We start from the raw sequence: 25,792 nt of genomic DNA, 5'->3' as shown, positions 1-25,792 counted from the left end.
GATTGGTTTAGACCTATTGAGTCGCCACCCGGGCCGCCGGCGGCCCGGGTGGCGACTCAATAGGTCTAAACCAATCGGTGGGAAGCTCTTGTCACCACGGCATTCGGCTGATGAGCTATGGGCTGGGACACATAGGACGGCCCTGAGAACGGGAGATGTCGTGAGCAACGAAAGCCTGGCCAACCTCCTCAAGGAGGAACGGCGGTTCGCTCCGCCCGCCGAGCTGGCCGCGGACGCCAACGTGACGGCGGGCGCGTACGAGCAGGCCACGGCGGACCGGCTCGGCTTCTGGGCCGAGCAGGCGCGTCGCCTCAGTTGGGACACCGAGCCGACCGAGACCCTGGACTGGTCGAACCCGCCGTTCGCCAAGTGGTTCGCCGACGGCAAGCTGAACGTGGCGTACAACTGCGTGGACCGGCACGTCGACGCCGGGCACGGCGACCGGGTCGCCATCCACTTCGAGGGCGAGCCGGGCGACAGCCGGGCCATCACCTACGCCGAACTGAAGGACGAGGTCTCCCGGGCGGCCAACGCACTGACCGAGCTGGGCGTCCGCAAGGGCGACCGGGTCGCGGTCTACCTGCCGATGGTCCCCGAGGCCGCCGTCGCGATGCTGGCCTGCGCCCGCATCGGCGCCGCCCACTCGGTCGTCTTCGGAGGGTTCTCCGCGGACGCCGTCGCCTCCCGCATCCAGGACGCCGACGCCCGGATCGTCATCACCGCCGACGGCGGCTACCGGCGCGGCAAGCCCTCCGCCCTCAAGCCCGCCATCGACGAGGCGGTCGCCAAGTGCCCGCAGGTCGAGCACGTTCTGGTGGTGCGCCGGACCGGGCAGGACACCGCGTTCACCGAGGGCCGGGACGTGTGGTGGCACGAGCTGGTCGGCCGCCAGTCCGCGGAGCACACCCCCGAGGCGTTCGACGCCGAGCACCCGCTGTTCATCCTCTACACCTCGGGGACGACGGGTAAGCCCAAGGGCATCCTGCACACCTCCGGCGGCTACCTCACCCAGGCCGCCTACACCCACCACGCCGTCTTCGACCTCAAGCCGGAGACCGACGTCTACTGGTGCACCGCCGACATCGGCTGGGTGACCGGCCACTCGTACATCGTGTACGGGCCGCTGGCCAACGGCGCGACCCAGGTGATGTACGAGGGCACCCCGGACACCCCGCACCAGGGGCGGTTCTGGGAGATCGTGCAGAAGTACGGCGTCACCATCCTCTACACCGCGCCGACCGCGATCCGCACCTTCATGAAGTGGGGCGACGAGATCCCCGCCAAGTTCGACCTGTCCAGCCTCCGCGTGCTGGGCTCGGTCGGCGAGCCGATCAACCCCGAGGCATGGATCTGGTACCGGGAGAACATCGGCGCCGGCAAGACCCCGGTCGTCGACACCTGGTGGCAGACCGAGACCGGCGCGATGATGATCTCGCCGCTGCCCGGCGTCACCGAGACCAAGCCGGGCTCCGCGCAGACCCCGCTGCCCGGCATCTCGGCCACCGTCGTGGACGACGAGGCCAACGAGGTGCCGAACGGAGGCGGCGGCTACCTCGTCCTGACCGAGCCGTGGCCGTCGATGCTGCGCACCATCTGGGGCGACGACCAGCGGTTCATCGACACCTACTGGTCGCGCTTCGAGGGCAAGTACTTCGCGGGCGACGGCGCGAAGAAGGACGACGACGGCGACATCTGGCTGCTCGGCCGGGTGGACGACGTCATGCTGGTCTCCGGCCACAACATCTCCACCACCGAGGTCGAGTCGGCGCTCGTCTCGCACCCCAAGGTGGCCGAGGCGGCCGTCGTCGGCGCCGCCGACGAGACGACCGGCCAGGCGATCGTGGCCTTCGTCATCCTGCGCGGCACCGCCAGCGAGGACGATGCACTCGTGGGCGAGCTGCGCGACCACGTGGGCGCCACGCTCGGCCCGATCGCCAAGCCCAAGCGCGTCCTGCCGGTCGCCGAGCTGCCCAAGACCCGGTCCGGCAAGATCATGCGACGGCTGCTGCGGGACGTCGCGGAGAACCGTCAGCTCGGTGACGTCACCACGCTCACCGACTCCTCCGTGATGGACCTCATCCAGTCCAAGCTGCCGAGCGCCGCCAGCGAGGACTGAGCGCGCCCCCCCGCCCGCCGGTCACCTGGAGGGCCGGCGGGCCGGGCGCCGCCGCGTTCCGCCGGGTACGGTGGGGGCAGAGCGCACTCAGGAGTCCCAGGTCAGTACGGCCGGGGGCGAAGGGCGCCTCGCGACGGATACGTGACAACAGGTGTGCCGGGAAGTCTGGTCGGCGGTTGCTTCGCCCTGCCCGCACTCTGCCCGGAGGCCCTCACCGTGACCGCCCACCAGTCCCGTACGCCCGAAGGCGGCCCCGGTCCCGGCACGCCCGAGCCCGGCAAGCCCGGATCCGGCACCGACACCGGATCGGGCACCGGCACCGGATCGGGCACCGGCACCGGCACCGGCGCCCGGGCGTTCCTCGGCCGGCTGCCGCTTCCCGAGCGGAACTACCTCGCCGACGCGCTGCGCACCGAGACCGTCGGCGGGCTGCTCCTCCTCGTCGCCGCCATCGCCGCGCTGGTCTGGGCGAACTCCCCGCTGTCCGGCAGCTACGAGGCGGTGCGCGACGCCCATCTCGGTCCCGCCGCGCTGGGGCTCGACCTCTCCGTGCAGCACTGGGCGGCCGACGGTCTGCTCACCGTCTTCTTCTTCGTCGCGGGCATCGAGCTGAAGCGGGAGCTGGTCGCCGGGGAGCTGCGCGACCCCAAGGCCGCCGCGCTGCCGGTGGTCGCCGCGCTGTGCGGCATGGCCGTGCCGGCCCTGGTCTACGTCCTGACCAACGCCGTCGGCGGCGGCGCGCTCGGCGGCTGGGCGGTGCCCACCGCCACCGACATCGCCTTCGCCCTCGCCGTGCTCGCGGTCATCGGCACCTCGCTGCCGTCGGCGCTGCGCGCCTTCCTCCTGACGCTGGCCGTGGTCGACGACCTGTTCGCGATCCTGATCATCGCGGTGTTCTTCACCGGCGACCTGGACTTCGCCGCGCTCGGCGGCGCGGTCGCCGGTCTGGTGCTGTTCTGGTTCCTGAGGCGGGCCGGGGTGCGCGGCTGGTACGTGTACGTGCCGCTGGCCCTGGTCAACTGGGCGCTGATGTACAACAGCGGCGTCCACGCCACCATCGCCGGTGTCGCCATGGGCCTGATGCTGCGCTGCCACCGCCAAGACGGCGAGGAGCAGTCGCCGGGTGAGCGGGTCGAGCACCTGATCCGGCCCTTCTCGGCGGGGCTCGCCGTACCGCTGTTCGCGCTCTTCTCGGCCGGGGTGCCGCTCGCCGGGGGCGCACTCGCCGAGGTCTTCACCCGCCCGGAGACGCTCGGCGTGGTCCTCGGACTGGTGGTCGGCAAGACGGTCGGCGTCTTCGGCGGCACCTGGCTGGCGGCGCGCTTCACCCGGGCGTCGCTCAACGAGGAGCTGGACTGGGGCGACGTGCTGGCGCTCGCCTCGCTGGCCGGCATCGGCTTCACGGTCTCGCTGCTGATCGGTGAACTCGCCTTCGCGGACGACCCCGCGACCACCGCCGAGGTCAAGGCGGCCGTGCTGGTCGGCTCGCTGATCGCGGCGCTCCTCGCGACGGTGCTGCTGCGGCTGCGGGTGCGCAGGTACCGGGCGCTGTACGAGGAGGAGGAGCGCGACGAGGACCGCAGCGGCGTGCCGGACGTCTACGAGCAGGACGACCCGGAGCACCACCGGCGGATGGCGGCGCTGTACGAGGAGAAGGCCGCGGCGCACCGCAGGCTCGCCGAGGCGGCCGAGCGCGGCCGGCCGGCCGACGCGGCCGAGGTCACGGAGGCGGCCGAGGCCGCGAAGGGGGCCGGGGCGGCGGCCCGGGCGGAAGGCGGGGCGGAGGCGGCGACCCGCGACGGCGACCGGCGGCGTACGACGTGAGCGTGTGAGCGTGTGAGCTCCGAACCGCGCGCCGGCCAGGTCGACCGGTCGCCCCGGGCCGGCACGGCCGGCCCTCCTGCGCCGTCGCCGGACCCGACCGACGTGGTCGTCGACCGGGGCGGGCGGTCCCCTCCGGGGCGGTCACCGGACCCGTCCGGCATGATCTAGCGGACCCGTCCGGCATGATCTGAGGTCGGACCGCCGCCCCGCGGTTCCGGAACGGGTTCCTGGGAACGGTTCGGGACACCGGGGCTGAGGGCCGTACACCCGTACGGCGCCAGGACCTGCACACCACCGCACTCCGGGAGAGATGAGGGAGCGACGATGAGCCACCCCGTCGGCAACGAGGCAGCCGGCCACGAGGCGTTCCGCGACGATGCGTCCGGCGGCAAGGCGTTCGGAGCCGAGCGCAGCCTCGGTCAGCTCGTCGCGTCGGCGACCGCCGAGCTGTCCGCGCTGATGCACGACGAGATCGCGCTGGCCAAGGCCGAGCTGCGGCAGGACGTCAAGCGCGGCGCGACGGGCGGGGCGGCGGTCAGCGTCGCGGGCGTGCTCGCCCTGTTCTCGCTGCCCGTGCTGAGCTTCGCCGCGGCGTACGGCATCCACAACCTGGGCCTCGGCCTGGCCTGGTCGTTCCTGATCGTGGGCGCGGCCTTCCTGGTGCTGGCCGGATTGCTGGCACTGCTGGCGGTGACGAAGTTCAAGAAGGTCAAGCCGCCGGAGCGGTCGATGAACTCGGCCAAGCAGAGCGCGGCGATCCTGGGCAACGCCAAGCCGCACCCGCGCACGGCCCCACTCGCTCCGGTGGCGGCCGACATGAAGCCGCTCACCGCCGTGCCGGCCGACGCCCGCCCGCTGCCCGCCGGATCGGCCGCCGGCGGCGGGAGCGACGCGCGGACTGTGGGACGCTCATCTGCATGACGGTCCCCGAGAGCAGCAACGCCGGCGGCAGCAGCGCCGCCGGCCAAGGAAACGGCAACGGCGGCGGTCCCGTACGCATCGACGGTCCCTGGACCCACCGCGACGTGGCCGCCAACGGGGCGCGTTTCCACATCGCCGAGATGGGCGAGGGGCCGCTCGTCCTCCTGCTGCACGGTTTCCCGCAGTTCTGGTGGACCTGGCGGCACCAGTTGCCCGCGCTGGCCGAGGCGGGGTTCCGGGCCGTGGCGATGGACCTGCGCGGGGTCGGCGGCAGCGACCGCACCCCGCGCGGCTACGACCCGGCCAACCTGGCCCTCGACATCACCGGTGTCGTCCGCTCGCTCGGGGAGCCGGACGCCGCGCTGGTCGGCCATGACCTCGGCGGCTATCTCGCCTGGACGGCGGCGGTGATGCGGCCGAAGCTGGTGCGGCGGCTCGCGGTGTCCTCGATGCCCCACCCGCGCCGCTGGCGCTCCTCGATGCTGTCGGACTTCGCCCAGTCCCGCGCCGGCTCCCACATCTGGGGTTTCCAGCGCCCGTGGCTGCCGGAGCGCCGACTGACCGCGAACGACGGCGAGTTGGTCGGGGAGCTGATCCGCGACTGGTCCGGGCCGAAGCTGCCCGACGAGGACGCGGTCGGGACGTACCGGCGGGCGATGCTCATCCCCTCCACCGCGCACTGCTCGATCGAGCCGTACCGCTGGATGGTGCGCTCGCTGGGCCGGCCGGACGGCTTCCAGTTCAACCGCCGGATGAAGCGGCCGGTACGGGTGCCGACGCTCCACCTGCACGGGTCGCTCGACCCGGCGATGCGCACCCGCAGCGCGGCCGGTTCGGGCGAGTACGTGGAGGCGCCGTACCGGTGGCGGCTGTTCGACGGGCTCGGCCACTTCCCGCACGAGGAGGACCCGGCGGCGTTCTCCACGGAACTGGTCAACTGGCTGAAGGACCCCGAGCCCGACCGCTGACCCGCCACCTGCCCACTTCGGCGCCCGGCCGATCGTCAAGGAGACGCCGTCGGCCACTTGCCGGGCGCATACGCCGATTGGCGGTTCGTCAAGCGGTTACCGACCATGGGGGCCGGGCACACGTCGGGGTATGGGCTGGACGCACGACTACGCTGACGCAGTACCTCATCGCCGCTCGGCCTCCGAGCCGATCCCCCCGAGAAGCGGCCGCCGGGGCCAGGGCTCCGACCCCCGCCTCGGGATCTCCCGCATCCTCCGCCGCCGGGCGCGGTGGGTGTCCGCCCGGCTCCGCCACTCGCGCAGCTAGACCGGCCGGCGCCGGTCCGGGCCGCCGGCGGGCTTCGGGTCGGCCTCAGAGGGCGCAGCCCTGGCTGTCCACCTGCTGGGCGGCGGTGCGGCCGAGCCGAACGTCCTCGCGGATCTCGTCGAGCGTCAGCGCGTAGCCGGTGCTCGCGTCGTCCAGCGACCGCGCGAAGATCACCCCGTAGACCTTGCCGTCCGGGGTGAGCAGCGGTCCGCCGGAGTTGCCCTGGCGGACCGTCGCGTACAGCGAGTACACGTCACGGCGGACCTGCCCGCGGTGGTAGATGTCCGGGCCGTTGGCGTTGATCCGGCCGCGTACCCGGGCCGAGCGCACGTCGTAGGCGCCGTTCTCCGGGAAGCCGGCGACGATCGCGCTGTCGCCGCTGCGCGCGTCGCTCTCGGTGAACTGAAGCGGCGTGGCGTCCAGGTCGGGTACGTCCAGGACGGCGATGTCGCGCTGCCAGTCGTAGAGCACCACCCGGGCGTCGTAGCGCCGGCCCTCGCCGCCGAGCTGCACGGTCGGCTCGTCCACACCGCCCACCACGTGCGCGTTGGTCATCACCCGGCGCTCGGCGAAGACGAAGCCGGTGCCCTCCAGGACCTTGCCGCAGCTCGGGGCGGTGCCGACGACCTTGACGATGGAACGCTGGGCGCGGGCGGCCACCGGGCTGCCGACCAGCGCCGGGTCGGGCGGCCGGACCTCGGTGATCGGCTCATTGGCGAACGGGCTGAACACCTGCGGGAAGCCGTTGCGCGCCAGCACGGAGGAGAAGTCGTCGAACCAGGTCGTCGCCTCGGCCGGCACCACCCGGGCAACCCCGAGCAGGACCTTGGAGTTGCGCACCTCCTTGCCGAACGGCAGGGAGGTGCCGGCCAGCAGGGACCCGATCAGCCAGGCGACCAGCAGCATCGCCACCACGTTGACCAGCGCCCCGCCGGTGGCGTCCAACGCCCGGGCGGGCGACCAGGTGATGTGCCGCCGGAGCTTGTTGCCCAGGTGGGTGGTGAGGGCCTGGCCGACCGAGGCGACGACGATCACGATCACCACGGCGACGATCGCGGCGGTGGTGGACACCTCGGCGTCGCCGGTGAGCGGCCGCCAGACCAGCGGCAGGAGGTAGACGGCGATGAGGCCGCCGCCCAGGAATCCGATGACCGAGAGGATGCCGACCACGAACCCCTGGCGGTATCCCACGATCGCGAACCACACGGCGGCGACCAGCAGCACAATGTCGAGCACGTTCACCGTCGTTAGCCTCGCAGATTCGTCTCCGGCCGCCCCGATCGCCCCCGGAGCCCGGATGGGTCGGACAGATGTCGGTTGTCAGGTGGCGGACTGGCGCCAGCCTGTCATGCGCGCCGACCTGCGCGCCGCGCGCGTCATGAACCCCAGTCCAGCGGGACGCACCGCTCGCGGTCCCAGGGCCGCTCCCACCCGGCGTAGTGCAGGATGCGGTCGATCAGCCCGGCGGTGAACCCCCACACCAGCGTCGACTCGACCTGGAAACCGGGCCCGCGGTAGCCGCTGGGGTGGACGGTGGTCGCCCGGTGGGCCGGGTCGGCGAGGTCGGCCACCGGGACCGTGAAGACGCGGGCGGTCTCGGCCGGGTCGACGGCGTGGAACGGGCTGGGTCGGCGCCACCAGCCGAGGACGGGCGTGACGACGAAGGCGCTGACCGGGATGTAGAGGCGGGGCAGCACCCCGAAGACCTGCACGCCGGCGGGTTCGAGCCCGGTCTCCTCCTCGGCCTCGCGCAGTGCGGCGCGCAGCAGGCCGCCGTCCTCCGGCGGGCCGTCCTCCGGGTCCAGCGCCCCGCCGGGGAAGGACGGCTGCCCGGCGTGCGAACGCAGGGTGCCCGCCCGCTCCATCAGCAGCAGCTCGGGGCCGCGCGGGCCCTCGCCGAACAGGATCAGCACGGCGGCCTGCCGCCCACCGGTCTCCGGCGGCAGGAAACGGCTCAGTTGCTCGGGGGAAACGGTGCGCGCGGCCTTGGCAACCGGCTCCAGCCAGCTGGGCAACCCTTCGTCGGTCACCCGTACGGCGGGCAGGCCGGGGACTTCGGGGAGGGGGGCCGCGGCAGCCTCCCGCGGGGAGCCGCCGGTACGGCCGGCGTCCTGGGTCCGGCCGGCCGCAGCCCCGCGGACGGCGGCGGACACGGCGGCGCGGCTCAGCTCGCCCCGGTGGTCGTCATGCGTCATCGGCACCCCCGGCCTGTCCAACGCCCTTCGGTCGCCCTTTCGTTCCTCGGTGCGACACACCGTGCGGTACGCCGGTCGTCGCCGTTTCCGGTCTGCTGGACCGGCTCACCGCTCGGACCCGCCGAGGGGCGGGGCCGGCAGGCCAGGGTAGTCCGGGGGCGGCGAGAGGCGCTGGCCCGGGAAGCCGCCCTTCTCGTACTTCAGGAGCTTGGCCGCCTTGTCTGGGTCCGTCTCCCCCTCCCCGTACGAGGGGCAGAGCGGCGCGATCGGGCAGGCGCCGCAGGCCGGCCTGCGGGCGTGGCAGATCCGGCGGCCGTGGAAGATCACCCGGTGCGACAGCTCCGTCCAGTCCGACGCGGGGAAGATGGCGGCGACGTCCGCCTCGACCTTCTCCGGGTCGTCCTTCTCGGTCCAGCGCCAGCGGCGGACCAGCCGCCCGAAGTGGGTGTCCACGGTGATGCCCGGGACGCCGTAGGCGTTGCCCAGGACGACGTTCGCGGTCTTGCGGCCCACGCCCGGCAGGGTGACCAGGTCCTCCAGCCTGCCCGGCACCTCGCCGTCGAAGCGGTCCCGCAGCGCCGCGGACAGCCCGAGCAGGGACCGGGCCTTGGCGCGGAAGAAGCCGGTGGGCCGGATCAGCTCCTCCAGTTCCTCGGGCACCGCGGCGGCCAGGTCCTCGGGCGTCGGGTAGGCGGCGAACACCCGGGGGGTGGTCTGGTTGACCCGGAGGTCGGTGGTCTGGGCGGACAGCACCGTGGCCACGAGCAGCTCGAAGGGGTTGCGGAAGTCCAGCTCGGGATGGGCGTACGGGTAGACCTCGCCCAGCTCGCGGTAGATCTTGCGGGCCCGGCGCACCATGGCCAGGTGCGACTCGGGCTTGCCCGTCGCCTTGGCCGTCGCCTTCTTGCCGGCAGGCGTTGCCTTCGTCGCCTTCTTGGCGGCAGGCGTCGCCTTGCCGGTTGCCTTGGCCGTTTCCTTAACGGTCGCCTTGGCCGTCGCCCTACCCGTTGCCTTACCGGTCGCCCTGGCCGTCGCCTTCTTGTCGGCAGCCGTCGCCTCGGCCTGTTCAGACCCCTCGGTCACGCCCGTCTCCTCCGCGCTTGCCGTCATGCGTCGCCCACCCGCTCCCACGACCGTCCGGCTTTCCGCCTTCCCCACCGGCCGCCCGCTTCACACCAGGTGGACCCCTTCCGGCAATTTGTCCATTTTGATGCGATATCGGCGCGCGTCCGACAGGTGTTCGCCCACGGCGGAATTCCGTTCGGGCGCGACCGGCAGGTCCGCCGGGACCCGCGTCCCCACCGGCGCGTTGGGCACTCCGTCAGCCTATGCGCCGCCACCCTCGTCCGCCCCGGGCATCGGTGATCAGGACCCAATCGGGCCCCTGCCGCACGGACACGCGTACCAGTGCGTCAAACTTGTTGTGATTGATCGCACTGTTTTACCGTCCGGCATCATGGGATCCGACGTCCCTGAGCAGGTCGACATAGGAGAGATTCGTGGACGACGTTCTGCGGCGCGCCCCGCTCTTCGCGGCGCTCGATGACGAGCAGGCCGCGGAGCTGCGCGCCTCGATGAGTGAGGCGACGCTCGCCCGTGGCGACGCCCTCTTCCACGAGGGCGACCCGGGTGACCGCCTCTACGTGGTGACCGACGGCAAGGTGAAGCTGCACCGCACCTCGCCCGACGGCCGGGAGAACATGCTGGCCGTCCTCGGCCCCGGCGAGCTGATCGGTGAGCTGTCCCTGTTCGACCCGGGACCGCGGACGGCCACCGCCTCCGCGCTGACCGAGGTCAAGCTGCTCGGCCTGGGCCACAACGACCTCCAGCCCTGGCTGAACGCCCGCCCGGAGGTCGCCAGCGCCCTGCTGCGCGCGGTCGCCCGGCGGCTGCGCAAGACCAACGACCAGATGTCCGACCTGGTCTTCTCCGACGTGCCCGGCCGGGTGGCCCGCGCGCTGCTCGACCTCTCCCGCCGCTTCGGCGTGCAGTCGGAGGAGGGCATCCACGTGGTGCACGACCTGACCCAGGAGGAGCTGGCCCAGTTGGTCGGCGCCTCCCGCGNNCCTCCCGCGTGTGCGGTCCTACGCCGGGCCTCAGATCAGCCCGTGCTCGCCCAGGTACTCGAGCTGGGCGCGGACCGACAGCTCGGCCGCGGGCCACAGCGTCCGGTCGACGTCCGCGTACACATGCGCGACGACCTCCGAGGCGGTCCGGTAGCCGTCCTCGACCGCCGTCTCCACCTGCGCGAGCCGGCTGGCCCGGTGCGCCAGATAGAACTCGACCGCGCCCTGGGCGTCCTCCAGCACCGGGCCGTGCCCCGGCAGCACGGTGCGCACGCCGTCGTCCACGGTCAGCGACCGCAGCCTGCGCAGCGAGTCCAGGTAGTCGCCGAGCCGGCCGTCGGGATGCGCCACCATCGTCGTACCGCGCCCCAGGATGGTGTCCCCGGTGAGCACCGCGCGGTCGGCGGGCAGGTGGAAGCTCAGCGAGTCGGCGGTGTGCCCCGGCGTGGGGACCACCCGCAGCTCGAGACCGCCGACCCGGACCGCCTGGCCGGCCCGCAGTCCCTCGTCGCCGAGCCGCAGCGCCGGGTCCAGGGCCCGCACCTTCGACCCGGTCAGTTCGGCGAACCGCCCCGCGCCCTCGGCGTGGTCGGCGTGCCCGTGGGTGAGCAGGGTGAGCGCGATCCGCTTGCCGAGCCGTTCCGCGGTGTCCACGACCGCCCGCAGATGGCCCTCGTCCAGCGGCCCGGGATCCACGACGACGGCCAGCGGCGAGTCCGGCTCGGACAGCAGCCAGGTGTTGGTGCCGTCCAGCGTCATCGGCGACGGGTTGGGCGCCAGGATGTTGACGGCCCGCTCGGTGGCGGCGCCGCTGACCACGGTCCCGCGCGGCTGCCCGGGCAGGGCGGCGGCCCCGGTCATCCGGCGCTCCCCCCGTCCGCGGCGCCGGCGGCCGGCACCAGCTTGGTGAACTCCTCGTGCCCCGGCCAGCTCAGCACCACCTGCTCCCCCTCCAGCCTCGCCTGCGCGAGTACGGGGGTGAGGTCCCGCCTCCCGGCCGCGGCCAGCGCCTCGGCGGGCGAGCGGTAGGGCTCCAGGGAGCGCAGCGTCGCGATGGTCGGCGGCATCATCAGCAGTTCCCCCCGGTCGTAGCCGGCCGCGGCCTGGTCCGGGCCGGTCCACACCGTGCGGTCGGCCTCGGCGGCACAGTCGGCGGCGTCGGCGTCCCGGGTGCGCTGCCCGGCCGGCAGCGCGGCGACGAAGAACCAGGTGTCGAAGCGGCGCGGCTCGAACTCGGGGGTGATCCACCGCGCCCAGGCGCCCAGCAGGTCGGAGCGCAGCACGAGCCCGCGCCGGTCCAGGAAGTCGGCGAAGGCCAGCTCCCGGGCGACGAGGGCGGCGCGGTCGGCCTCCCAGTCGTCCCCGGTGGTGTCCTCGACGACGCCCGCCGCGGTCGGCCCGGCGAGCAGGACCCCGGACTCCTCGAAGGTCTCCCGGACCGCCGCGCACACGACCGCCTGCGCCTCGGCGGGCGCGGCCACCCCGAGCCGGTCCGCCCAGGCGTCGGGCGACGGGCCGGCCCAGCGGACCGGCTGCTCGTCGCGCGGGTCGACGCCGCCGCCCGGATAGGCGTACGCGCCGCCGGCGAAGGCCATGGTGGTGCGCCGCCGCAGCATGTGCACCTCGGGCCGGCCCCGGCCGCCGTCGCGCAGCAGCATCACGGTCGCGGCCCGCCGGGGCGCGGCGACCGCCAGCTCGCCGGCGGCCAGCGCCCTGATGCGCTCGGGCCATTCGGGCGGATACCACTGACCATTGGACATGGCCGGAGCCTATGCGCATTCGCCGTGATGTTCGAGGGGGGACAGGTCCGGCCCCGCAGGCCCCCGCACCTGCGGACATCCGCGCCCCGGTACGCGAAACGGCCGCGTCGAGCGCCCGTGGTGGTCACCACGGACAGACGACGCGGCCGTGTCCGGCGCGGGAAGGGACGAGAAGGGGCGGGCGGGGCGGACCGTGGGCGCAGGTCACCGCCGTCCGCCTCCGGGCGCTCAGTCCTGTGCGAGCTCGACCTGGATCTCGACCTCGACCGGCGAGTCCAGCGGCAGCACCGTGACGCCGACCGCGCTGCGCGCGTGCACGCCCTTGTCGCCGAGCACCCGGCCGAGCAGCTCGCTGGCGCCGTTGAGGACGCCGGGCTGGCCGGTGAAGTCGGGCGCCGAGGCGACGAAGCCCACGACCTTCACCACGCGGGCGATCCGGTCCAGGTCCCCGGCCACCGACTTGACGGCGGCCAGCGCGTTCAGCGCGCAGATCCGGGCCAGGCCGTGCGCCTCCTCGGCGGTGACCTCGCCGCCGACCTTGCCGGTGACCGGCAGCTTGCCGTCCACGATGGGAAGCTGGCCGGCGGTGTAGACGTACACCCCGCTGCGTACCGCCGGCTGGTAGGCGGCGAGCGGCGGCACCACGTCCGGCAGGGTCAGGCCCAGCTCGGCGAGCGCCGCCTCGACCCGCCCGCTCACGGCTTCTCCCGCTTCAGGTAGGCCACGAGCTGCTCGGGGTTGTTCGGCCCGGGCACGACCTGGACGAGCTCCCAGCCGTCCTCGCCCCAGGTATCCAGGATCTGCTTGGTCGCGTGCACGAGAAGGGGCACGGTCGCGTATTCCCACTTGGTCATGGAGCCGACTGTAGCCGTTGCCCGGGAAGCCCCCCGCACCCCGGGCGACCCCCGTGCCCCGGCCCGTACCCGAAACGGTCGGGCTCCTGATTGGGCCGGGACCCGACTGGTTAGGCTCGATGGCGTGAGCAGGCTCCAGGTCGTCAGCGGCAAGGGCGGTACCGGTAAGACGACGGTCGCCGCCGCCCTCGCGCTCGCCCTCGCCGAGGAGGGCAAGCGGACCCTTCTGGTGGAGGTGGAAGGCAGGCAGGGCATCGCCCAGCTCTTCGGGACGGAGGCGCTCCCCTACGAGGAGCGCAAGATCGCGGTCGCTCCGGGCGGCGGGGAGGTGTACGCGCTCGCCATCGACGCCGAGAAGGCGCTGCTGGACTACCTCCAGATGTTCTACAAGCTCGGCTCGGCCGGCCGCGCGCTGAAGAAGCTGGGCGCGATCGACTTCGCGACCACGGTCGCCCCCGGTGTGCGGGACGTGCTGCTGACCGGCAAGGCGTGCGAGGCGGTACGCCGCCGGGACCGCCGCACGGGCGAGCCCGCGTACCACCACGTGATCATGGACGCGCCGCCCACGGGCCGGATCACCCGTTTCCTCAACGTCAACGACGAGGTGGCGGGGCTGGCGCGGATCGGCCCGATACACAACCAGGCGCAGGCCGTGATGCGGGTGCTGAAGTCGCCGCAGACGGCCGTCCACCTGGTGACACTGCTGGAGGAGATGCCGGTGCAGGAGACCGCGGACGGCATCGCCGAGCTGCGGGACGCGGACCTGCCGGTGGGCGGCGTGCTGGTCAACATGGTCCGTCCGCACGTCCTGGACGAGGACGCGGTACGGGCGGCCGGCGGCGACCACCGGGAGGAGATCACCCGGGCGCTGACCGCGGCGGGCCTGCCCGGCGCGGAGAAGCTGGTCGGCCCGCTGCTGGCGGAGGCCGCCGAGCACGCCCAGCGGGTGGCCCTGGAGCGGGAGCAGCGCGAGACCCTGGCGAAGCTGCGGGTCCCGACGTACGAACTGCCCTTCCTCGGGGAGGGCGCGGACATCGCCGGCATCTACCAGTTGGCGCGGAAGCTGCGGAAACTCGGGGTGGGCGCGTGAGGACGGAGGCGGCTGCCGTGGCGGACACCGCGTGGGAGGGCGCGCCCGGTCTGGAGCTCGATCCGCTGCTCGACGACCCGGCGACCCGGATCGTGGTGTGCTGCGGTGCGGGCGGGGTCGGCAAGACGACGACCGCGGCGGCCCTGGGCGTACGGGCGGCCGAGCGCGGCCGCCGGGTGGTGGTGCTGACCATCGACCCGGCCCGCCGACTGGCCCAGTCCATGGGCATCGACCAGCTCGACAACGTCCCGCGCCGCGTGGACGGCGTGGGCACCCCTGAGGGCAACGGCGGCGACGGCGACGGCAACACCGCCGGCGACGGCGGCCACGGCGGCGACAGCGGCGACAGCAATGGCAACACCGCAGCCGTCAGCGCCGGCGCCGTTGGCAACCCCGCGGGCAACCGCGGCAGCAGCGAGGGCGACCAGGCGGGCAACCGCGGCGAACTGCACGCCATGATGCTGGACATGAAGCGGACCTTCGACGAGATCGTCGAGGCGCACGCCGATCCCGACCGGGCCGCCGCCATCCTGGGCAACCCCTTCTACCAGTCCCTGTCGGCCGGGTTCGCGGGCACGCAGGAGTACATGGCGATGGAGAAGCTCGGCCAGTTGCGCGCCCGGGACGAGTGGGACCTGATCATCGTGGACACCCCGCCGTCCCGCTCGGCGCTGGACTTCCTGGACGCGCCGAAACGTCTCGGCTCTTTCCTCGACGGACGGTTCATCAAGCTGCTGATGGCGCCGGCGAAGGCGGGCGGCCGGGCCGGCATGAAGTTCCTCAACGCCAGCATGTCCATGATGACCGGAACGCTCGGGAAACTGCTGGGGGGTCAGTTCCTCCAGGACATCCAGACCTTCGTGGCCGCGATGGACACCATGTTCGGCGGCTTCCGCACCCGGGCGGACGCCACCTACCGGCTGCTCCAGGCCCCCGGCACAGCCTTCCTGGTGGTGGCCGCACCGGAGCCGGACGCGTTGCGGGAGGCGGCGTACTTCGTGGAGCGGCTGCGGGCGGAGCGCATGCCGCTGGCCGGGCTGGTCCTCAACCGCGTGCACGGCACCGGCGCGCACGCCCTCACCGCCGAGCGGGCCCTGGCCGCGGCCGAGGTGCTGGAACGCGACGGCCTCGCCGAGCCCCGGTCACCCGGGCCGGACGAAGGCTCCGAGGCCCCCACCGCCGACGCCCCCTCCTCGGACGGCGTACCGGCCGACTCGGCGCGACTGGCCGCGGGCCTGCTCCATCTGCACGCCGAGCGGATGCAGGTGATGGCGCGCGAGCAGCGCACCCGCGACCGCTTCGCCTCGCTCCACCCGGAGGTGCCGGTGACCGCGGTGCCCGCCCTGCCCGGTGACGTGCACGACCTGGACGGCCTGCGCGCGATCGGCGACCGACTGGCTGCCGGGGCCGGGGGCTGAGGAGCCCCCGCCCGGCACGACCCCTGGTCAGGCAGTGGGCGCGGGGGTCAGCCGACCGCCGCGTACTCCTCGTACGTCTCGTCGTCCTCCAGCGCCACGGGCAGGATGCCGGCGCTCCGCTCGTACTCCGTCCGCGCCGTCTCCAGCAGGCGCCGCCACGAGGTGACGGTGGGCCGCCGGCGCAGCAGCGCCCGCCGCTCGCGCTCCGTCATTCCCCCCCACACGCCGAACTCGACGCGGTTGTCCAGGGCGTCCGCGAGGCACTCCGTCCGCACCGGGCAGCCGGTGCACACTGCCTTGGCCCGGTTCTGCGCCGCTCCCTGCACGAAAAGTTCGTCCGGATCGGTGGTGCGGCAGGCGGCCTGCGCACTCCAGTCAGCTACCCAGCCCATACCGGCGCCGTCCTCTCCCGAATCGAGGCTCCCCCACGGCGGTTGCGGCATATTCACCGCTACCAGTTGAGGACGTTACGGAAAGTGGGCAGATGGCAACACCCCCGAGGGGCCCAATCTTGAATGGCCCGAACGGACTATGTGTGCGCGATAGATCACCCAGGGGAGTGAGTCAGGAGCGGAAGTGACGGTTCCTCACCTAAGCTCCTGCGGTACCCGCGCCCTCCGCCCTACCGGCGCCTCACCGGCGGGCGGGACGGGGGCGGGAACCCGTCCGTGCGAGCGCGCCGCCCGACCGGCGTGAACGGGGCACGGCGGGGGTCGGAAGGAGCGGACCGAGGCGCGTCGACATGCCGCGCGCATGCGGTCCGGACCAGCTTAGGCCAACGCCTTGCCCCCTGTCCGGCGTTTCCCCACCCCCGTAGCGAGAGCCCCGCACCGCGGCCCCGCACCGAGGCCCGTGCCGAGACCGCGCACCCCGTCCCCGGCAACGTTCCGGTCTCGCGATGTTCCGATCCGGTACCTATTCGCCCTCCAGGCCGCGTCAAGGCCCCTGCTCCCTCGGAACGGCGTGGACGACGGATTAGGCTTCGGTCATGCCAAAAAAGCGCTCGGGCGGGGGTCTGACCGGGACCCAGCAGGCCGCCAAGTTCCTCGGGGTCAGCGTGCTGTCCGGAGCCGTCCTGGCCGGACTCGCCCTGCCCGCCGCCGGTCTGTTCGGACTCGCGGCGAAGGGCACGGTCCAGGGTTTCGACGAGATCCCGGCCAATATGAAGCACCCCCCGCTGAGCCAGCGCACCACGATCCTGGACGCCCAGGGCGGCCAGATCGCCACCGTCTACAGCCGTGACCGCACGGTGGTGGAGCTCAAGGACATCTCCCCGTACATGCAGAAGGCGATCATCGCCATCGAGGACTCGCGCTTCTACGAGCACGGGGCGATCGACCTCAAGGGCGTGCTGCGCGCGGTCAACCGCAACGCCCAGTCCGGCGGCGCCGCCCAGGGCGCCTCCACGCTGACCCAGCAGTACGTGAAGAACGTCTTCGTGGAGGAGGCAGGCGACGACCCGGACAAGGTCGCCGAGGCCCAGCAGAAGACCCTCGGCCGCAAGATCCAGGAGCTGAAGTACGCGATCCAGGTCGAGGAGGAGCTGGGCAAGAAGAAGATCCTGGAGAACTACCTCAACATCACCTTCTTCGGCCAGCAGGCCTACGGGATCGAGGCGGCGGCCCAGCGGTTCTTCTCCAAGCCCGCCAAGGACCTCGACCTCCCCGAGTCGGCGATGCTGGCCGGCCTCGTCCAGCAACCGAGCAAGTACGACCCGGTCAGCGACGTCGACATGGCCACCAAGCGCCGCAACACCGTGCTGGCGCGGATGGCGGCGGTCGGCGACATCAGCGCCGCCGAGGCCGAGGAGGCCCAAGCGACGCCCATCAAGCTGAAGGTCAGCCGACCCGCGAACGGCTGCATCACCGCCGTGGACGGCGCCGGCTTCTTCTGCGACTACGTGCGCGAGGTCTTCCTCTCCGACCCGGTCTTCGGCAAGACCCGCGAGGAGCGCGGCAAGGTCTGGAACCAGGGCGGTCTGACCATCCGCACCACCCTGGACCCGAAGGCGCAGAAGTCGGCCCAGGAGTCGATCAAGGACCACGTCTACCAGAACGACAAGGTCGCCACCGCGGTGACCATGGTCGAGCCGGGCAGCGGCAAGGTGCTGGCGATGGGCCAGTCCAAGCCGTACGGCTTCGGGAAGAACGAGACCCAGATCAACTACTCGGTCAACCACTCCATGGGCGGCTCGAACTACGGCTTCCCGGTCGGTTCGACGTTCAAGCCGTTCGTCGCGGCCGCGGCCATAGAGCAGGGCAAGCCGGCCAACCAGGTGTACCCGGCGCCGTACGAAATGCCCTACCCGGACAACATCGCGAAGTGCAGCGGTGAGCCGTGGCGGAACTACAACGGCTCGCAGAAGCTGGAGAACGAGAACGAGAAGGAGGTCGGCCCGTACCCGCTCCGTGAGGCCATGGAGATGTCGGTCAACACCTACTTCGTGCAGATGCTCGGCGACATCGGCATGTGCCCGGTCGTGGAGATGACCGACAAGCTCGGCGTGGTGATGGGCAACGGCAAGAAGCTCCCCGAGGAGCCCTCCACCCTCACCCTCGGCTCCGACGGCATGTCCCCGCTGACCATGGCCAACGCCTACGCGGCCTTCGCCAACCGGGGCACCTACTGCACCCCGGTCGCGATCGAGTCGATCAAGACGGCGGACGGCAAGAGCCTGGCCGTGCCGAAGACGAGCTGCTCCCGGGCGATGTCGGAGAAGACGGCCGACACCATCAACCAGCTGCTCGGCGGAGTGGTCGACTCCGGTACGGGCCAGCAGGCCGGCCTGTCCGGCCGGGACAACGCGGGCAAGACCGGTACCACCGACTTCCGCAAGAACGCCTGGTTCGTCGGCTACACCCCGAACCTGTCCGGGGCGGTCTGGGTCGGCAGCCCGACGCAGTCGGTGAAGATGGAGTACATCCGCATCGGCGGGGAGTACCACGAGAAGGTCTTCGGTGGTCAGGTACCGGGACCGATCTGGCGGGACGCCATGACGGGCGCGCTGGAAGGCAAGGGAGCGCCCGACTTCAGCGGCGTGTCCATCCCCGACGCCCCGTCCAAGAGCGACCAGCCCGACCCGAGCCGCTCCCCGTCGGACGACGCCAAGCCCGGCGACCGTGGCAACGGCGGCCGTGGCAACGGTGGCAACGGCGGCGGTGGCAACGGCGGCGGTGGCAACGGCGGTCGTGGCGACGACGACGGCGGCTGGTTCGACTGGGACCGCGGTTGACCGCGGCGACGGTCGCTCCCCCGTCGACGGGATCACCCTCCCGCCGGACGTGATCGGCGGCGCCGGCGGCTGACGACCGCGTACGCCGTCCCGCACCGACACAAGGGCGCCCCCGCCACCGGTCTCGACCGATGGCGGGGGCGTCCTCGCGTGTCTCGTGCCTCTTGTCTCGCGTCCTCCCAGGCGGCCGTCAGCCGGCGAGGAGCTGCTTGACGGTCGCCGCCACCCGGCCGCCCTCGGCGCGCCCGGCCACCTTCGGATTCACGATCTTCATCACGGCGCCCATGGCGCGCGGCCCCTCGGCGCCGCCGGCCCGCGCCTCCTCGACGGCCTGGGCGACGATCTCCCGCAGCTCGTCGTCGCCGAGCTGCTTCGGCAGGTACTCGTCCAGCACCACGCCCTCGGCGCGCTCCCGCTCGGCCTGCTCGCTCCGACCGCCCTGGGCGAAGGCGTCGGCCGCCTCCCGGCGCTTCTTCGCCTCGCGGGCGATCACCTTCTGCACCTCGTCGTCGGAGAGTTCGCGCGCCTGCTTGCCGGCGACCTCCTCCTTGCTGACGGCGGCGATGGTGAGCCGCAGCGTCGAGGAGCGCAGCTCGTCCCGTGCCTTGATCGCCGCGGTGAGGTCTTCGTGCAGCTTGGCCTTGAGCGTGGTCATACGGACAAGTGTGTCAGGTGCGCACCGCCCCCCGCCCGCCCATTTCCCCCGCACCTCCTGACGCTCAGGCCTTCGGAGTCCCCGGATCCTGGGGATCTCCGGGTATTCGAGTCCTCGGGACTTCTGGGACGATGGCCGTATGCGCGCGCGATACGGAGTCCCCCTGAAGATCACCGCAGGCATCGCGGCGGCCGGCGCCGCCGGGCTGGCCTACGCGGCCGGGTTCGAGGCCCGCTCGTTCCGGCTCCGCCGGATCAGCGTCCCCGTCCTGCCCGCCGGGACCCGGCCCCTGCGCGTACTCCAGGTGTCGGACATCCACATGGTCCGCGGCCAGCGCAAGAAGCGCGCCTGGCTCCAGTCCCTCGCCGGCCTCCGTCCGGACGTCGTGGTCAACACCGGTGACAACCTGTCAGACCCCGAGGGCGTGCCGGAGGTGCTGGACGCCCTGGGCCCCCTGATGGAGTTCCCCGGCGTCTACGTCTTCGGCTCCAACGACTACTACGGGCCCAAGCTGCGCAATCCGGCCCGCTACCTCATCGAGAAGGCCCAGGGGCGGCACGGCCTCAACGGTGGCAACGCACCCGCCGTCGGCGTCGTCCACAACCCCTGGGAGGGAATCCGGGACGCCTTCGACGCGGCCGGCTGGCTGGACCTCACCAACACCCGGGGCAAGCTGAAGCTGGACGGCCTGGAGCTGGCCTTCACCGGGCTGGACGACCCGCACATCAAGCGCGACCGCTACGAGCAGGTCGCCGGCGGCCCGGACCCGGACGCCGACCTGTCGATCGGCGTCGTCCACGCCCCCTATCTGCGCTCCCTGGACGCCTTCACCGGCGACGGCTACCCGCTGGTCCTAGCCGGCCACACCCACGGCGGACAGCTCTGCATCCCCTTCTACGGGGCACTGGTGACCAACTGCGACCTGGACACCGACCGGGTCAAGGGCCTCTCCACCCACCAGGCCGGCGGCCACACCTCCTACCTGCACGTCTCCGCGGGCTGTGGCACCAACCGGTACACCCCGGTCCGCTTCGCCTGCCCCCCGGAGGCGACCCTGCTCACCCTCACCCCGAAGGACCAGTAGCCCGGCAGTCCCCTTCGCGCCCCGGCGGCCCGCCCCTCCCCCGCCGGGACCCGTCGTACGACCATGGGCACGACCACTCGTACGGCGTTTCGTACCGTGGAGTGATGTTCGACCCGCACTCGCGCCCGTACTCGACCGCGTACACGGCCTCCTCCTCGACGCAGGTGCCCGCCTCCGCGGTCGTCCCTCCTCCCGTACGCCGCCGGTACGCCGCCGTCTTCCGTCTGCTGATCGCGCTGGCGGCCGCCACCGGCGTCGGCATCGACCTGTCCCTGGCGGATCCGGGCAGGGTGTTCTCCTACTTCACCGTCCAGTCCAACCTGCTGGTGGCCGTCGTCCTGGCGCTCTCCGCCCGGCGCGCCTGGTCCGGCCGCATGCCCCTGCCGCCCGCCCTCACCACCGCCGCCCTCCTCTACGTCCTGGTCACCGGCCTCGTCTACCACGTCCTGCTCTCCGACGCGGCCGCCCCCTTCTCGATGACCGGCTCGGACGCCGGCCGGCACGCGGTCGCCGACCAGCTCCTGCACACGGTGACCCCGCTCGCCGTGCTCGCCGACTGGCTGCTGCTCACCCGCCCCGGCGGCCTGCGCCCCCGCCACGCCGCGCTCTGGCTCCTCTACCCCGCCGCCTACCTGGCCTTCGTCCTCATCCGCGGCGCCGCCCTCTCCCCCGGCACGGTCGCCCGCTACCCGTATCCCTTCCTCGACGTCGAAGCGCACGGCTACGGCGCCGCCCTGGCCGACGCCGCCCTGCTCGGCGCGTTCTTCCTGGCCCTCGGCCTCCTCCTGATCGGCCTCGACCGCCTCCGCCCCGCCCTGGGCGAGCCCGGGAACCGGATTTCGCCTCCGGGCTCCGGTGGGCTAAAGTAAACGACGTCGCCGAGAGACACGGCGACATCGGGGTGTGGCGCAGCTTGGCAGCGCGCTTCGTTCGGGACGAAGAGGTCGTGGGTTCAAATCCCGCCACCCCGACAGAGAAGTACCAGGTCAGGGGCCTGATTCGAGAGATCGAATCAGGCCCCTGACTGGCTTTGTAGATCGTTTGGGAGAAATCTGGGAGACGATCTTGGTCGGGGTCTCCCAGGAAGGTGCACTGTGGGGAGTGGATGGCGCAGCCGTGACGTCCGATCCTCCTGTGCGTTCGTGAATCGCCACCTCTCACCGACCGGAAACGTGCTTCTCCCCCAGGACGGCAAGACGACATGGTTCGCACCCCGTTAGGATCACCGCCCATGGCCGCTCGACTCTCCGCGAACAGCTCCGACCACGCCTCCCGGGCCCGAGCGCTCGCACGGCGGATCCGGTCCCTGCGCGAAGAGCGTGGATGGTCGGTGGAGCGTCTTGCCAAAGAGGCAGGAGTCGGCACGAGCACCCTGAGGCGGCTGGAGAGCGAGGGAGCGATCCAGCCGAGTTTCTTCACGGTCGGCGACATCGCGGAAGCCCTGGACGTATCGCTGGAGGAGCTCTTCCGACAGGCGAAGCCGACGCCTGGGCTCTGGTCCGCGGGTTACGAGGGTCGCGACATCGGCTCCTTCGTCTCCTCCCTCCTGGATAGCGACATCCAGGTGGTTGCCGACGTACGGCTCACGCCGATCAGCCGCAAGCCCGGCTTCAGCAAGACCCGCCTCGGGCAGGCGCTCGCCGAGGCCGGCATCGAGTACACCCACCTGCGTGCGTTGGGGAACCCGAAGGACAACCGGGCTCCGTTCTGGGACGGCCGCGTGAGCGTGGGACGCGCCCGGTTCCGCAGCATCCTGCGCTCCGACGAGGCACAGACGGACCTCGATCGCCTGGCTGAGCACGCAGCACACTCTCGTGTGGCGGTGCTGTGCTTCGAGAAGGACGAGGAGCGCTGCCACCGCAAGGTCGTCCTGGACACGGTCCGCAAGCGGGCCGCGGTGGACGTGCGACCGCTGGCCTGATCCCTGCCACTCCCCGTGTCGTCGGTCTTGACCGACTACGGGCGCTCCCTTCCCATCTGAACCAGGGCGATTCAGGGGAGGGGGACAGCATGGCCGATGGCCGGCAGCGTGCCAGGATCATGATCACGGTCAAGACGTATCCGGAACTGTCGTCGAAGTACCGTGAGACGAGCTGTGTGGCCGGCATCCGGTTGGACCAGGGGCGCCCGCAGCATGTGCGGCTCTTTCCGGTCCCGTTCCGGCTGTTGGAGCAGGGCGCGCAGTTCAAGAAGTACTCGATCGTCGAGGTCGACGTCCGCCCTCACCACAGGGACAGGCGCCCCGAGAGCCTGCGGCCCGATCTCGACACGCTAAAGGTCATCGAGCAGGTTCCGTCTTCCGACGGCTGGAAGCAGCGGTACTCGTACGTCGAGCCGCTCGTCGCGCGATCGCTCTGTGCTATCAAGCGCGACCAGGAGGCCAAGGGGACCTCGCTCGGCATCTTCCGACCGGCGGAGATCATCGACTTCCGGCTGTCGGAGGCGGAGCCGTGGCCCGCTGCGAAGGCCGCCCTCGCGGACCAGCTGGACCTGTTCGATCAAGATTTGCGGCGCTTGGAGTGGGTGCCGTTCGAGTTCCGCTATCGCTTCCGCTGCGCGGACGACGCCTGCACGGGGCACGACATGGGGCTCAAGGACTGGGAGGCCGGCGAGTCCTACCGGAAATTCCGGCGCACCTACGGCGAGCAGGCCGTCCTGGACAAACTGCGCGAGCGCTGGTTCGACCGCATGGTCACCCCCGATCGGGCGATCCACTGCTTCGTTGGCAACATCGCGGCACATCCTCGCACGTTCATGCTGCTGGGGCTCTTCTATCCCCAGCGGAACGTCGTCGACTTCGTTCAGGACGACCTGTTCTCCGTGTGAGGGTCCCCTCCTCAGCGCGCGGCGAGGAGGCGGTCCAGCACCTGCACCGGGGACCGCGGGTGCATCGCGCGGCGAGCGTCGAGGGCCGCCTCCCACTGGTTGGTCAGGCCGGCGAGGAGACGGCGGCGCATGCCCGGAGTCACATGTGCGTAGCGAGCCGAGACGGAGCCGTCGAGGTGGCCCATGCGCTCGTCCATGAGGACCTTCTCCGTGCCGAGGTCCTCCATGAGCGTGCGGTGGGAATGACGCAGGCCGTGCGGGGTGAGGCCCTTGGCAACGGGGAGCCAGCAGGCATCGGCCCGCTGGCTCGCGTTCCGGCCGCGGACCGGGACGCCTGGCCACGGCTCGCCGAGCAGCGGCACGGGGCGCGGCTCCTGAGGTGCCTTCTTCGGATACCAGCCGGTGGCGGCCGGCTGGAAGAGCCAGGTGGCGAAGCCGTTGCGGCGCCAGTGAGCAGCCTCCTGGGAGGGGGCCGCGTTGCGTACGAAGGCGAGCTCGGCGACGGCGAGTTCGACGCGGACGCGGGTCTCCTCTCGTACGCGCTCGGGGTGGTTGAGCACGTTGGAGACCGTGCCGGTGGAGACTCCGGCGCGGCGGGCGACGTCGACGAGCTTCGCGCCGCCGTGTCCGCTGGTGCGGGCGGCGCCCTGGCCTCGGAAGACGTAAATCTTACCGTGGCAGGGGCACGGCACGGGCTTCGTACGGGCGATGTGGTCGGCGACGAGGGCGGACAGCCAGTCCGTGGCGTCGATGGTGCGGTAGCTGTCGTCCTTCGGCGGTACGCGCACCAGCTCGCCGGAATCGAGTTCGTACAGCTGCCACTCGACGCGGACGATTCCGGGGCGCGCGAACTCCGTCTCCAGGCCGACGATCTCGCCCCACCGCATGCCGGTGTACGTCTTGAGGATTACCGCCACGAACTCGTCGTCCCGCCCGGAGAGCAGGGCCGCCCGCTCGGCGATCAGCAGGGCACCGAGCGGGTCGGTGATGACCTTCTCGGGGCCGCGGTCGCGGGAGCGGCCGGCACGCTTGCCGCGTCCCCGCCGTCGGGCGGCGGGGTTGGATGCGATCAGGCCCTCGTCGATCGCGTCCTCGAGGATGAGGTGCAGGGTCGAGCGCCAAGTTTTCACGCTGGAGGGCGCGTACACGGCCTTCTCCGCCTTCTCCCAGCGCTCCACGTCCGAGCGGAGGATGCCGGAGAGGGACTTGTCCGCGAAGGTGGGGAGGAGGTGTTCCTCGATGTGACGCCGGTAGTTCTGCATGGTGGACGCCGCGAGGTCCTGGTCGGCGTACCAGCGGCTGGCGTACTCACCGAAGGTTTCCTGGCCGGCTGCGGGGTCCCGCCATTCACCACGCCGGACGGCGACCTCCTCAGCGTCGGCTGCTTGCTTGGCCTCCCGCTTGGTGGCGAACTTGACCACGGCGCCCGTCGGGTCGGAGACGGTGCCGTACTTGCCGTCGGCGAGCTTGTAGCGGCCCCGCCAGTAGGTGCTGCGCTTCTCCGCGTATCCCAAGTGTTGCCTCCCTTCTCTCGCTGGGGCTGTCTAGGCGGTGATGTCGTACTGGGACTGGGCCTTGAGCAGCCGACGCGGTGGCCGTGCGGTGAGCGCGGGTCCGGACGAGGCGGCGCCGGGCTCGCGCGCGATGGACACGGGGGCTGAGAGGCGAGGCGCAGGCCGTCGCGGGGCACGTGAAGGAAATTCCTCGTGGAGCCGCACTATTTCTACAACGTGTTCCGCCGTGAAGCGATAGGCGCCGCCCACGTACGTGAAGGGAATGAGCCGACGCCGGGCGCGCTCTTTGACCCACCAGACGGAACAGCCCAGGGCTTCGGCGACTTCCCGAGCCGTATGCAGGCGGGGGAGAGCGGGAGATATCACGGGATCGGACAACAGAGGAATTCCCTTTCCGGGGTCGCAAAGGAGACCCCACAACAGGCAGCCGGGTTCGGCGTCAGGACAATGATGCGGAGAATCCCCGGTTTGGCTAACCGGCGATCGTCGGCTATGTTCCGCCCGCTCCGACCGGCCCTGGGTGTGCGTGATGGCCGGCGAGGAGGGTGTGCGGTGGGGTTCCGAGGGCGGCGGCGATGGCGACGAGGTCGTCGATGTCGCAGCGGCGGACTGTGCGTTCGATGCGGGAGAGCGCGGTGAAGGTCATGGGGCGGCCCAGCGCGGTAACGCGTGCTGCGAGCTGGCGCTGGGAGTATCCGCGCGCGGCGCGGGTGCGCTCGATGGCGTGGGCGGCGGCTTGTCCGGCGGGTCCGATTTCAAGGGGGCGTGGCGGCATTGGTGTGTTGTAGCTTGCGTCGGGGCCGCTTGGGAACGCTATTCCTGTCTGCTGTGAGCGATGCGCCGACCACTGGTGGATTTTCGGGTTGATTTGGCCAACCGGGATTTCGGGTCTACCGTCAAGCGGCCGGATAGAAGTTGTGTCGGGGATTTGAACTAACACTGGACTTCTGGCCCCTGGGTGT

22 protein-coding genes, 1 tRNA gene and 1 pseudogene are annotated in these 25,792 nt (G+C 71.9%); 13 read left to right on the top strand and 11 right to left on the bottom strand.

Features of this window, described 5'->3' with window-relative positions; all coding sequences use genetic code 11:
• The first annotated feature begins 160 nt into the window (after positions 1-160).
• The 4 genes from acs to C6N75_RS06535 all read left to right on the top strand — a co-directional run bounded on the left by acs (position 161) and on the right by C6N75_RS06535 (position 5,829).
• Positions 161-2,116, top strand: a complete 1,956-nt coding sequence (acs, locus tag C6N75_RS06550) for an acetate--CoA ligase (RefSeq protein WP_105867881.1) — start codon at positions 161-163, stop codon at positions 2,114-2,116.
• A 369-nt stretch (positions 2,117-2,485) separates the two neighbouring features.
• Complete coding sequence (gene nhaA, locus C6N75_RS06545; RefSeq protein WP_219852849.1) at positions 2,486-3,940, top strand: Na+/H+ antiporter NhaA; 1,455 nt, start codon at positions 2,486-2,488, stop codon at positions 3,938-3,940.
• Between the two features lie 324 nt (positions 3,941-4,264).
• Positions 4,265-4,861, top strand: coding sequence for a phage holin family protein (locus C6N75_RS06540; protein ID WP_105867880.1), 597 nt, complete (start codon positions 4,265-4,267; stop codon positions 4,859-4,861).
• A complete protein-coding gene (locus tag C6N75_RS06535) occupies positions 4,858-5,829 on the top strand; it encodes an alpha/beta fold hydrolase (protein ID WP_105867879.1) in 972 nt (323 codons plus the stop codon). Before C6N75_RS06540 ends, C6N75_RS06535 begins: the two co-directional genes overlap by 4 nt.
• Before the next feature lie 352 nt (positions 5,830-6,181).
• Here C6N75_RS06535 and C6N75_RS06530 read toward each other — a convergent pair whose 3' ends face one another.
• The 3 genes from C6N75_RS06530 to nth form a co-directional block, all read right to left on the bottom strand.
• On the bottom strand, positions 6,182-7,378 hold the full coding sequence (locus tag C6N75_RS06530; protein WP_105867878.1) for a MarP family serine protease: 1,197 nt from the start codon (positions 7,376-7,378) through the stop codon (positions 6,182-6,184).
• Between the two features lie 134 nt (positions 7,379-7,512).
• Positions 7,513-8,304 (bottom strand): NUDIX hydrolase, encoded by a 792-nt coding sequence (locus tag C6N75_RS06525; RefSeq protein WP_258177263.1) that lies wholly within the window; start codon positions 8,302-8,304, stop codon positions 7,513-7,515.
• Positions 8,305-8,436: 132 nt separating this feature from the next.
• Positions 8,437-9,414: an endonuclease III gene (gene nth, locus C6N75_RS06520; RefSeq protein ID WP_407703198.1), complete on the bottom strand. Its 978-nt coding sequence runs from the start codon at positions 9,412-9,414 to the stop codon at positions 8,437-8,439.
• A gap of 416 nt (positions 9,415-9,830) precedes the next feature.
• Here nth and C6N75_RS06515 point away from each other — a divergent pair.
• Positions 9,831-10,394 (top strand): annotated as a pseudogene (locus C6N75_RS06515) (Crp/Fnr family transcriptional regulator); the annotation flags it as partial.
• A 33-nt stretch (positions 10,395-10,427) separates the two neighbouring features.
• On the opposite strand, the gene C6N75_RS06510 reads toward C6N75_RS06515, so the two are convergent.
• The 4 genes from C6N75_RS06510 to C6N75_RS06495 all read right to left on the bottom strand — a co-directional run bounded on the left by C6N75_RS06510 (position 10,428) and on the right by C6N75_RS06495 (position 13,011).
• Positions 10,428-11,258 (bottom strand): MBL fold metallo-hydrolase, encoded by an 831-nt coding sequence (locus C6N75_RS06510; protein ID WP_105867876.1) that lies wholly within the window; start codon positions 11,256-11,258, stop codon positions 10,428-10,430.
• Positions 11,255-12,157, bottom strand: a complete 903-nt coding sequence (locus tag C6N75_RS06505; protein ID WP_105867875.1) for an NUDIX hydrolase — start codon at positions 12,155-12,157, stop codon at positions 11,255-11,257. Before C6N75_RS06505 ends, C6N75_RS06510 begins: the two co-directional genes overlap by 4 nt.
• 228 nt (positions 12,158-12,385) lie before the next feature.
• Entirely contained in the window at positions 12,386-12,856 is a 471-nt protein-coding gene (locus C6N75_RS06500) for a RidA family protein (RefSeq protein ID WP_105867874.1), read from the bottom strand.
• Positions 12,853-13,011 (bottom strand): DUF4177 domain-containing protein, encoded by a 159-nt coding sequence (locus C6N75_RS06495; RefSeq protein ID WP_019992579.1) that lies wholly within the window; start codon positions 13,009-13,011, stop codon positions 12,853-12,855. Before C6N75_RS06495 ends, C6N75_RS06500 begins: the two co-directional genes overlap by 4 nt.
• Positions 13,012-13,135: 124 nt before the next feature.
• Here C6N75_RS06495 and C6N75_RS06490 point away from each other — a divergent pair, with 124 nt between their 5' ends.
• The gene (locus C6N75_RS06490; RefSeq protein WP_105867873.1) at positions 13,136-14,101 is read left to right on the top strand and encodes an ArsA family ATPase; all 966 of its coding nucleotides are present in this window, start codon (positions 13,136-13,138) and stop codon (positions 14,099-14,101) included.
• A gap of 17 nt (positions 14,102-14,118) precedes the next feature.
• Positions 14,119-15,519 carry an ArsA family ATPase gene (locus tag C6N75_RS06485; RefSeq protein ID WP_258177259.1) on the top strand — a complete coding sequence of 467 codons (1,401 nt, stop codon included), beginning with the start codon at positions 14,119-14,121 and terminating at the stop codon, positions 15,517-15,519.
• A 47-nt stretch (positions 15,520-15,566) separates the two neighbouring features.
• Here the strand turns inward: C6N75_RS06485 and C6N75_RS06480 are convergent, their stop codons facing one another.
• Positions 15,567-15,911 carry a WhiB family transcriptional regulator gene (locus C6N75_RS06480; RefSeq protein WP_181160367.1) on the bottom strand — a complete coding sequence of 115 codons (345 nt, stop codon included), beginning with the start codon at positions 15,909-15,911 and terminating at the stop codon, positions 15,567-15,569.
• Between the two features lie 596 nt (positions 15,912-16,507).
• Between C6N75_RS06480 and C6N75_RS06470 the strand changes: the two genes are divergently transcribed.
• Positions 16,508-18,751, top strand: coding sequence for a transglycosylase domain-containing protein (locus C6N75_RS06470; protein ID WP_105867871.1), 2,244 nt, complete (start codon positions 16,508-16,510; stop codon positions 18,749-18,751).
• A gap of 190 nt (positions 18,752-18,941) precedes the next feature.
• On the opposite strand, the gene C6N75_RS06465 is transcribed toward C6N75_RS06470, so the two are convergent.
• A complete protein-coding gene (locus C6N75_RS06465; RefSeq protein ID WP_105867870.1) occupies positions 18,942-19,406 on the bottom strand; it encodes a GatB/YqeY domain-containing protein in 465 nt (154 codons plus the stop codon).
• A gap of 139 nt (positions 19,407-19,545) precedes the next feature.
• Between C6N75_RS06465 and C6N75_RS06460 the strand changes: the two genes are divergently transcribed.
• The 5 genes from C6N75_RS06460 to C6N75_RS06440 all read left to right on the top strand — a co-directional run bounded on the left by C6N75_RS06460 (position 19,546) and on the right by C6N75_RS06440 (position 23,316).
• Positions 19,546-20,490, top strand: a complete 945-nt coding sequence (locus C6N75_RS06460; RefSeq protein ID WP_105867869.1) for a metallophosphoesterase — start codon at positions 19,546-19,548, stop codon at positions 20,488-20,490.
• A gap of 104 nt (positions 20,491-20,594) precedes the next feature.
• Complete coding sequence (locus C6N75_RS06455) at positions 20,595-21,359, top strand: Pr6Pr family membrane protein (RefSeq protein ID WP_105867868.1); 765 nt, start codon at positions 20,595-20,597, stop codon at positions 21,357-21,359.
• A 28-nt stretch (positions 21,360-21,387) separates the two neighbouring features.
• Positions 21,388-21,461, top strand: a tRNA-Pro gene (locus C6N75_RS06450).
• A 260-nt stretch (positions 21,462-21,721) separates the two neighbouring features.
• Positions 21,722-22,411, top strand: coding sequence for a DUF488 family protein, N3 subclade (locus tag C6N75_RS06445; protein WP_105867867.1), 690 nt, complete (start codon positions 21,722-21,724; stop codon positions 22,409-22,411).
• A 119-nt stretch (positions 22,412-22,530) separates the two neighbouring features.
• Positions 22,531-23,316, top strand: a complete 786-nt coding sequence (locus tag C6N75_RS06440; RefSeq protein WP_105867887.1) for a helix-turn-helix domain-containing protein — start codon at positions 22,531-22,533, stop codon at positions 23,314-23,316.
• A gap of 11 nt (positions 23,317-23,327) precedes the next feature.
• Here C6N75_RS06440 and C6N75_RS06435 read toward each other — a convergent pair whose 3' ends face one another.
• Both C6N75_RS06435 and C6N75_RS06425 read right to left on the bottom strand, forming a co-directional pair.
• Positions 23,328-24,830 (bottom strand): LacI family DNA-binding transcriptional regulator, encoded by a 1,503-nt coding sequence (locus C6N75_RS06435; protein WP_105867866.1) that lies wholly within the window; start codon positions 24,828-24,830, stop codon positions 23,328-23,330.
• A gap of 490 nt (positions 24,831-25,320) precedes the next feature.
• Complete coding sequence (locus tag C6N75_RS06425; protein ID WP_105867864.1) at positions 25,321-25,605, bottom strand: helix-turn-helix domain-containing protein; 285 nt, start codon at positions 25,603-25,605, stop codon at positions 25,321-25,323.
• Positions 25,606-25,792: the final 187 nt, after the last annotated feature.

The sequence above is a fragment of the Streptomyces solincola genome (assembly GCF_002982015.1).
GTDB classification, from domain to species: Bacteria; Actinomycetota; Actinomycetes; order Streptomycetales; family Streptomycetaceae; genus Streptomyces; species Streptomyces solincola.
Note: the sequence above shows the minus strand (reverse complement) of the source record. Positions and strands in the feature narration are given on the sequence as shown.

Coding starts and splice junctions, on each gene's coding strand:
- C6N75_RS06540 (WP_105867880.1), top strand. CDS start 4,265: ATGAGCCACCCCGTCGGCAACGAGGCAGCCGGCCACGAGGCGTTCCGC.
- C6N75_RS06535 (WP_105867879.1), top strand. CDS start 4,858: ATGACGGTCCCCGAGAGCAGCAACGCCGGCGGCAGCAGCGCCGCCGGC.
- C6N75_RS06510 (WP_105867876.1), bottom strand. CDS start 11,258: ATGACCGGGGCCGCCGCCCTGCCCGGGCAGCCGCGCGGGACCGTGGTC.
- C6N75_RS06505 (WP_105867875.1), bottom strand. CDS start 12,157: ATGTCCAATGGTCAGTGGTATCCGCCCGAATGGCCCGAGCGCATCAGG.
- C6N75_RS06495 (WP_019992579.1), bottom strand. CDS start 13,011: ATGACCAAGTGGGAATACGCGACCGTGCCCCTTCTCGTGCACGCGACC.
- C6N75_RS06480 (WP_181160367.1), bottom strand. CDS start 15,911: ATGGGCTGGGTAGCTGACTGGAGTGCGCAGGCCGCCTGCCGCACCACC.
- C6N75_RS06470 (WP_105867871.1), top strand. CDS start 16,508: ATGCCAAAAAAGCGCTCGGGCGGGGGTCTGACCGGGACCCAGCAGGCC.
- C6N75_RS06465 (WP_105867870.1), bottom strand. CDS start 19,406: ATGACCACGCTCAAGGCCAAGCTGCACGAAGACCTCACCGCGGCGATC.
- C6N75_RS06460 (WP_105867869.1), top strand. CDS start 19,546: ATGCGCGCGCGATACGGAGTCCCCCTGAAGATCACCGCAGGCATCGCG.
- C6N75_RS06455 (WP_105867868.1), top strand. CDS start 20,595: ATGTTCGACCCGCACTCGCGCCCGTACTCGACCGCGTACACGGCCTCC.
- C6N75_RS06445 (WP_105867867.1), top strand. CDS start 21,722: ATGGCCGCTCGACTCTCCGCGAACAGCTCCGACCACGCCTCCCGGGCC.
- C6N75_RS06440 (WP_105867887.1), top strand. CDS start 22,531: ATGATCACGGTCAAGACGTATCCGGAACTGTCGTCGAAGTACCGTGAG.
- C6N75_RS06425 (WP_105867864.1), bottom strand. CDS start 25,605: ATGCCGCCACGCCCCCTTGAAATCGGACCCGCCGGACAAGCCGCCGCC.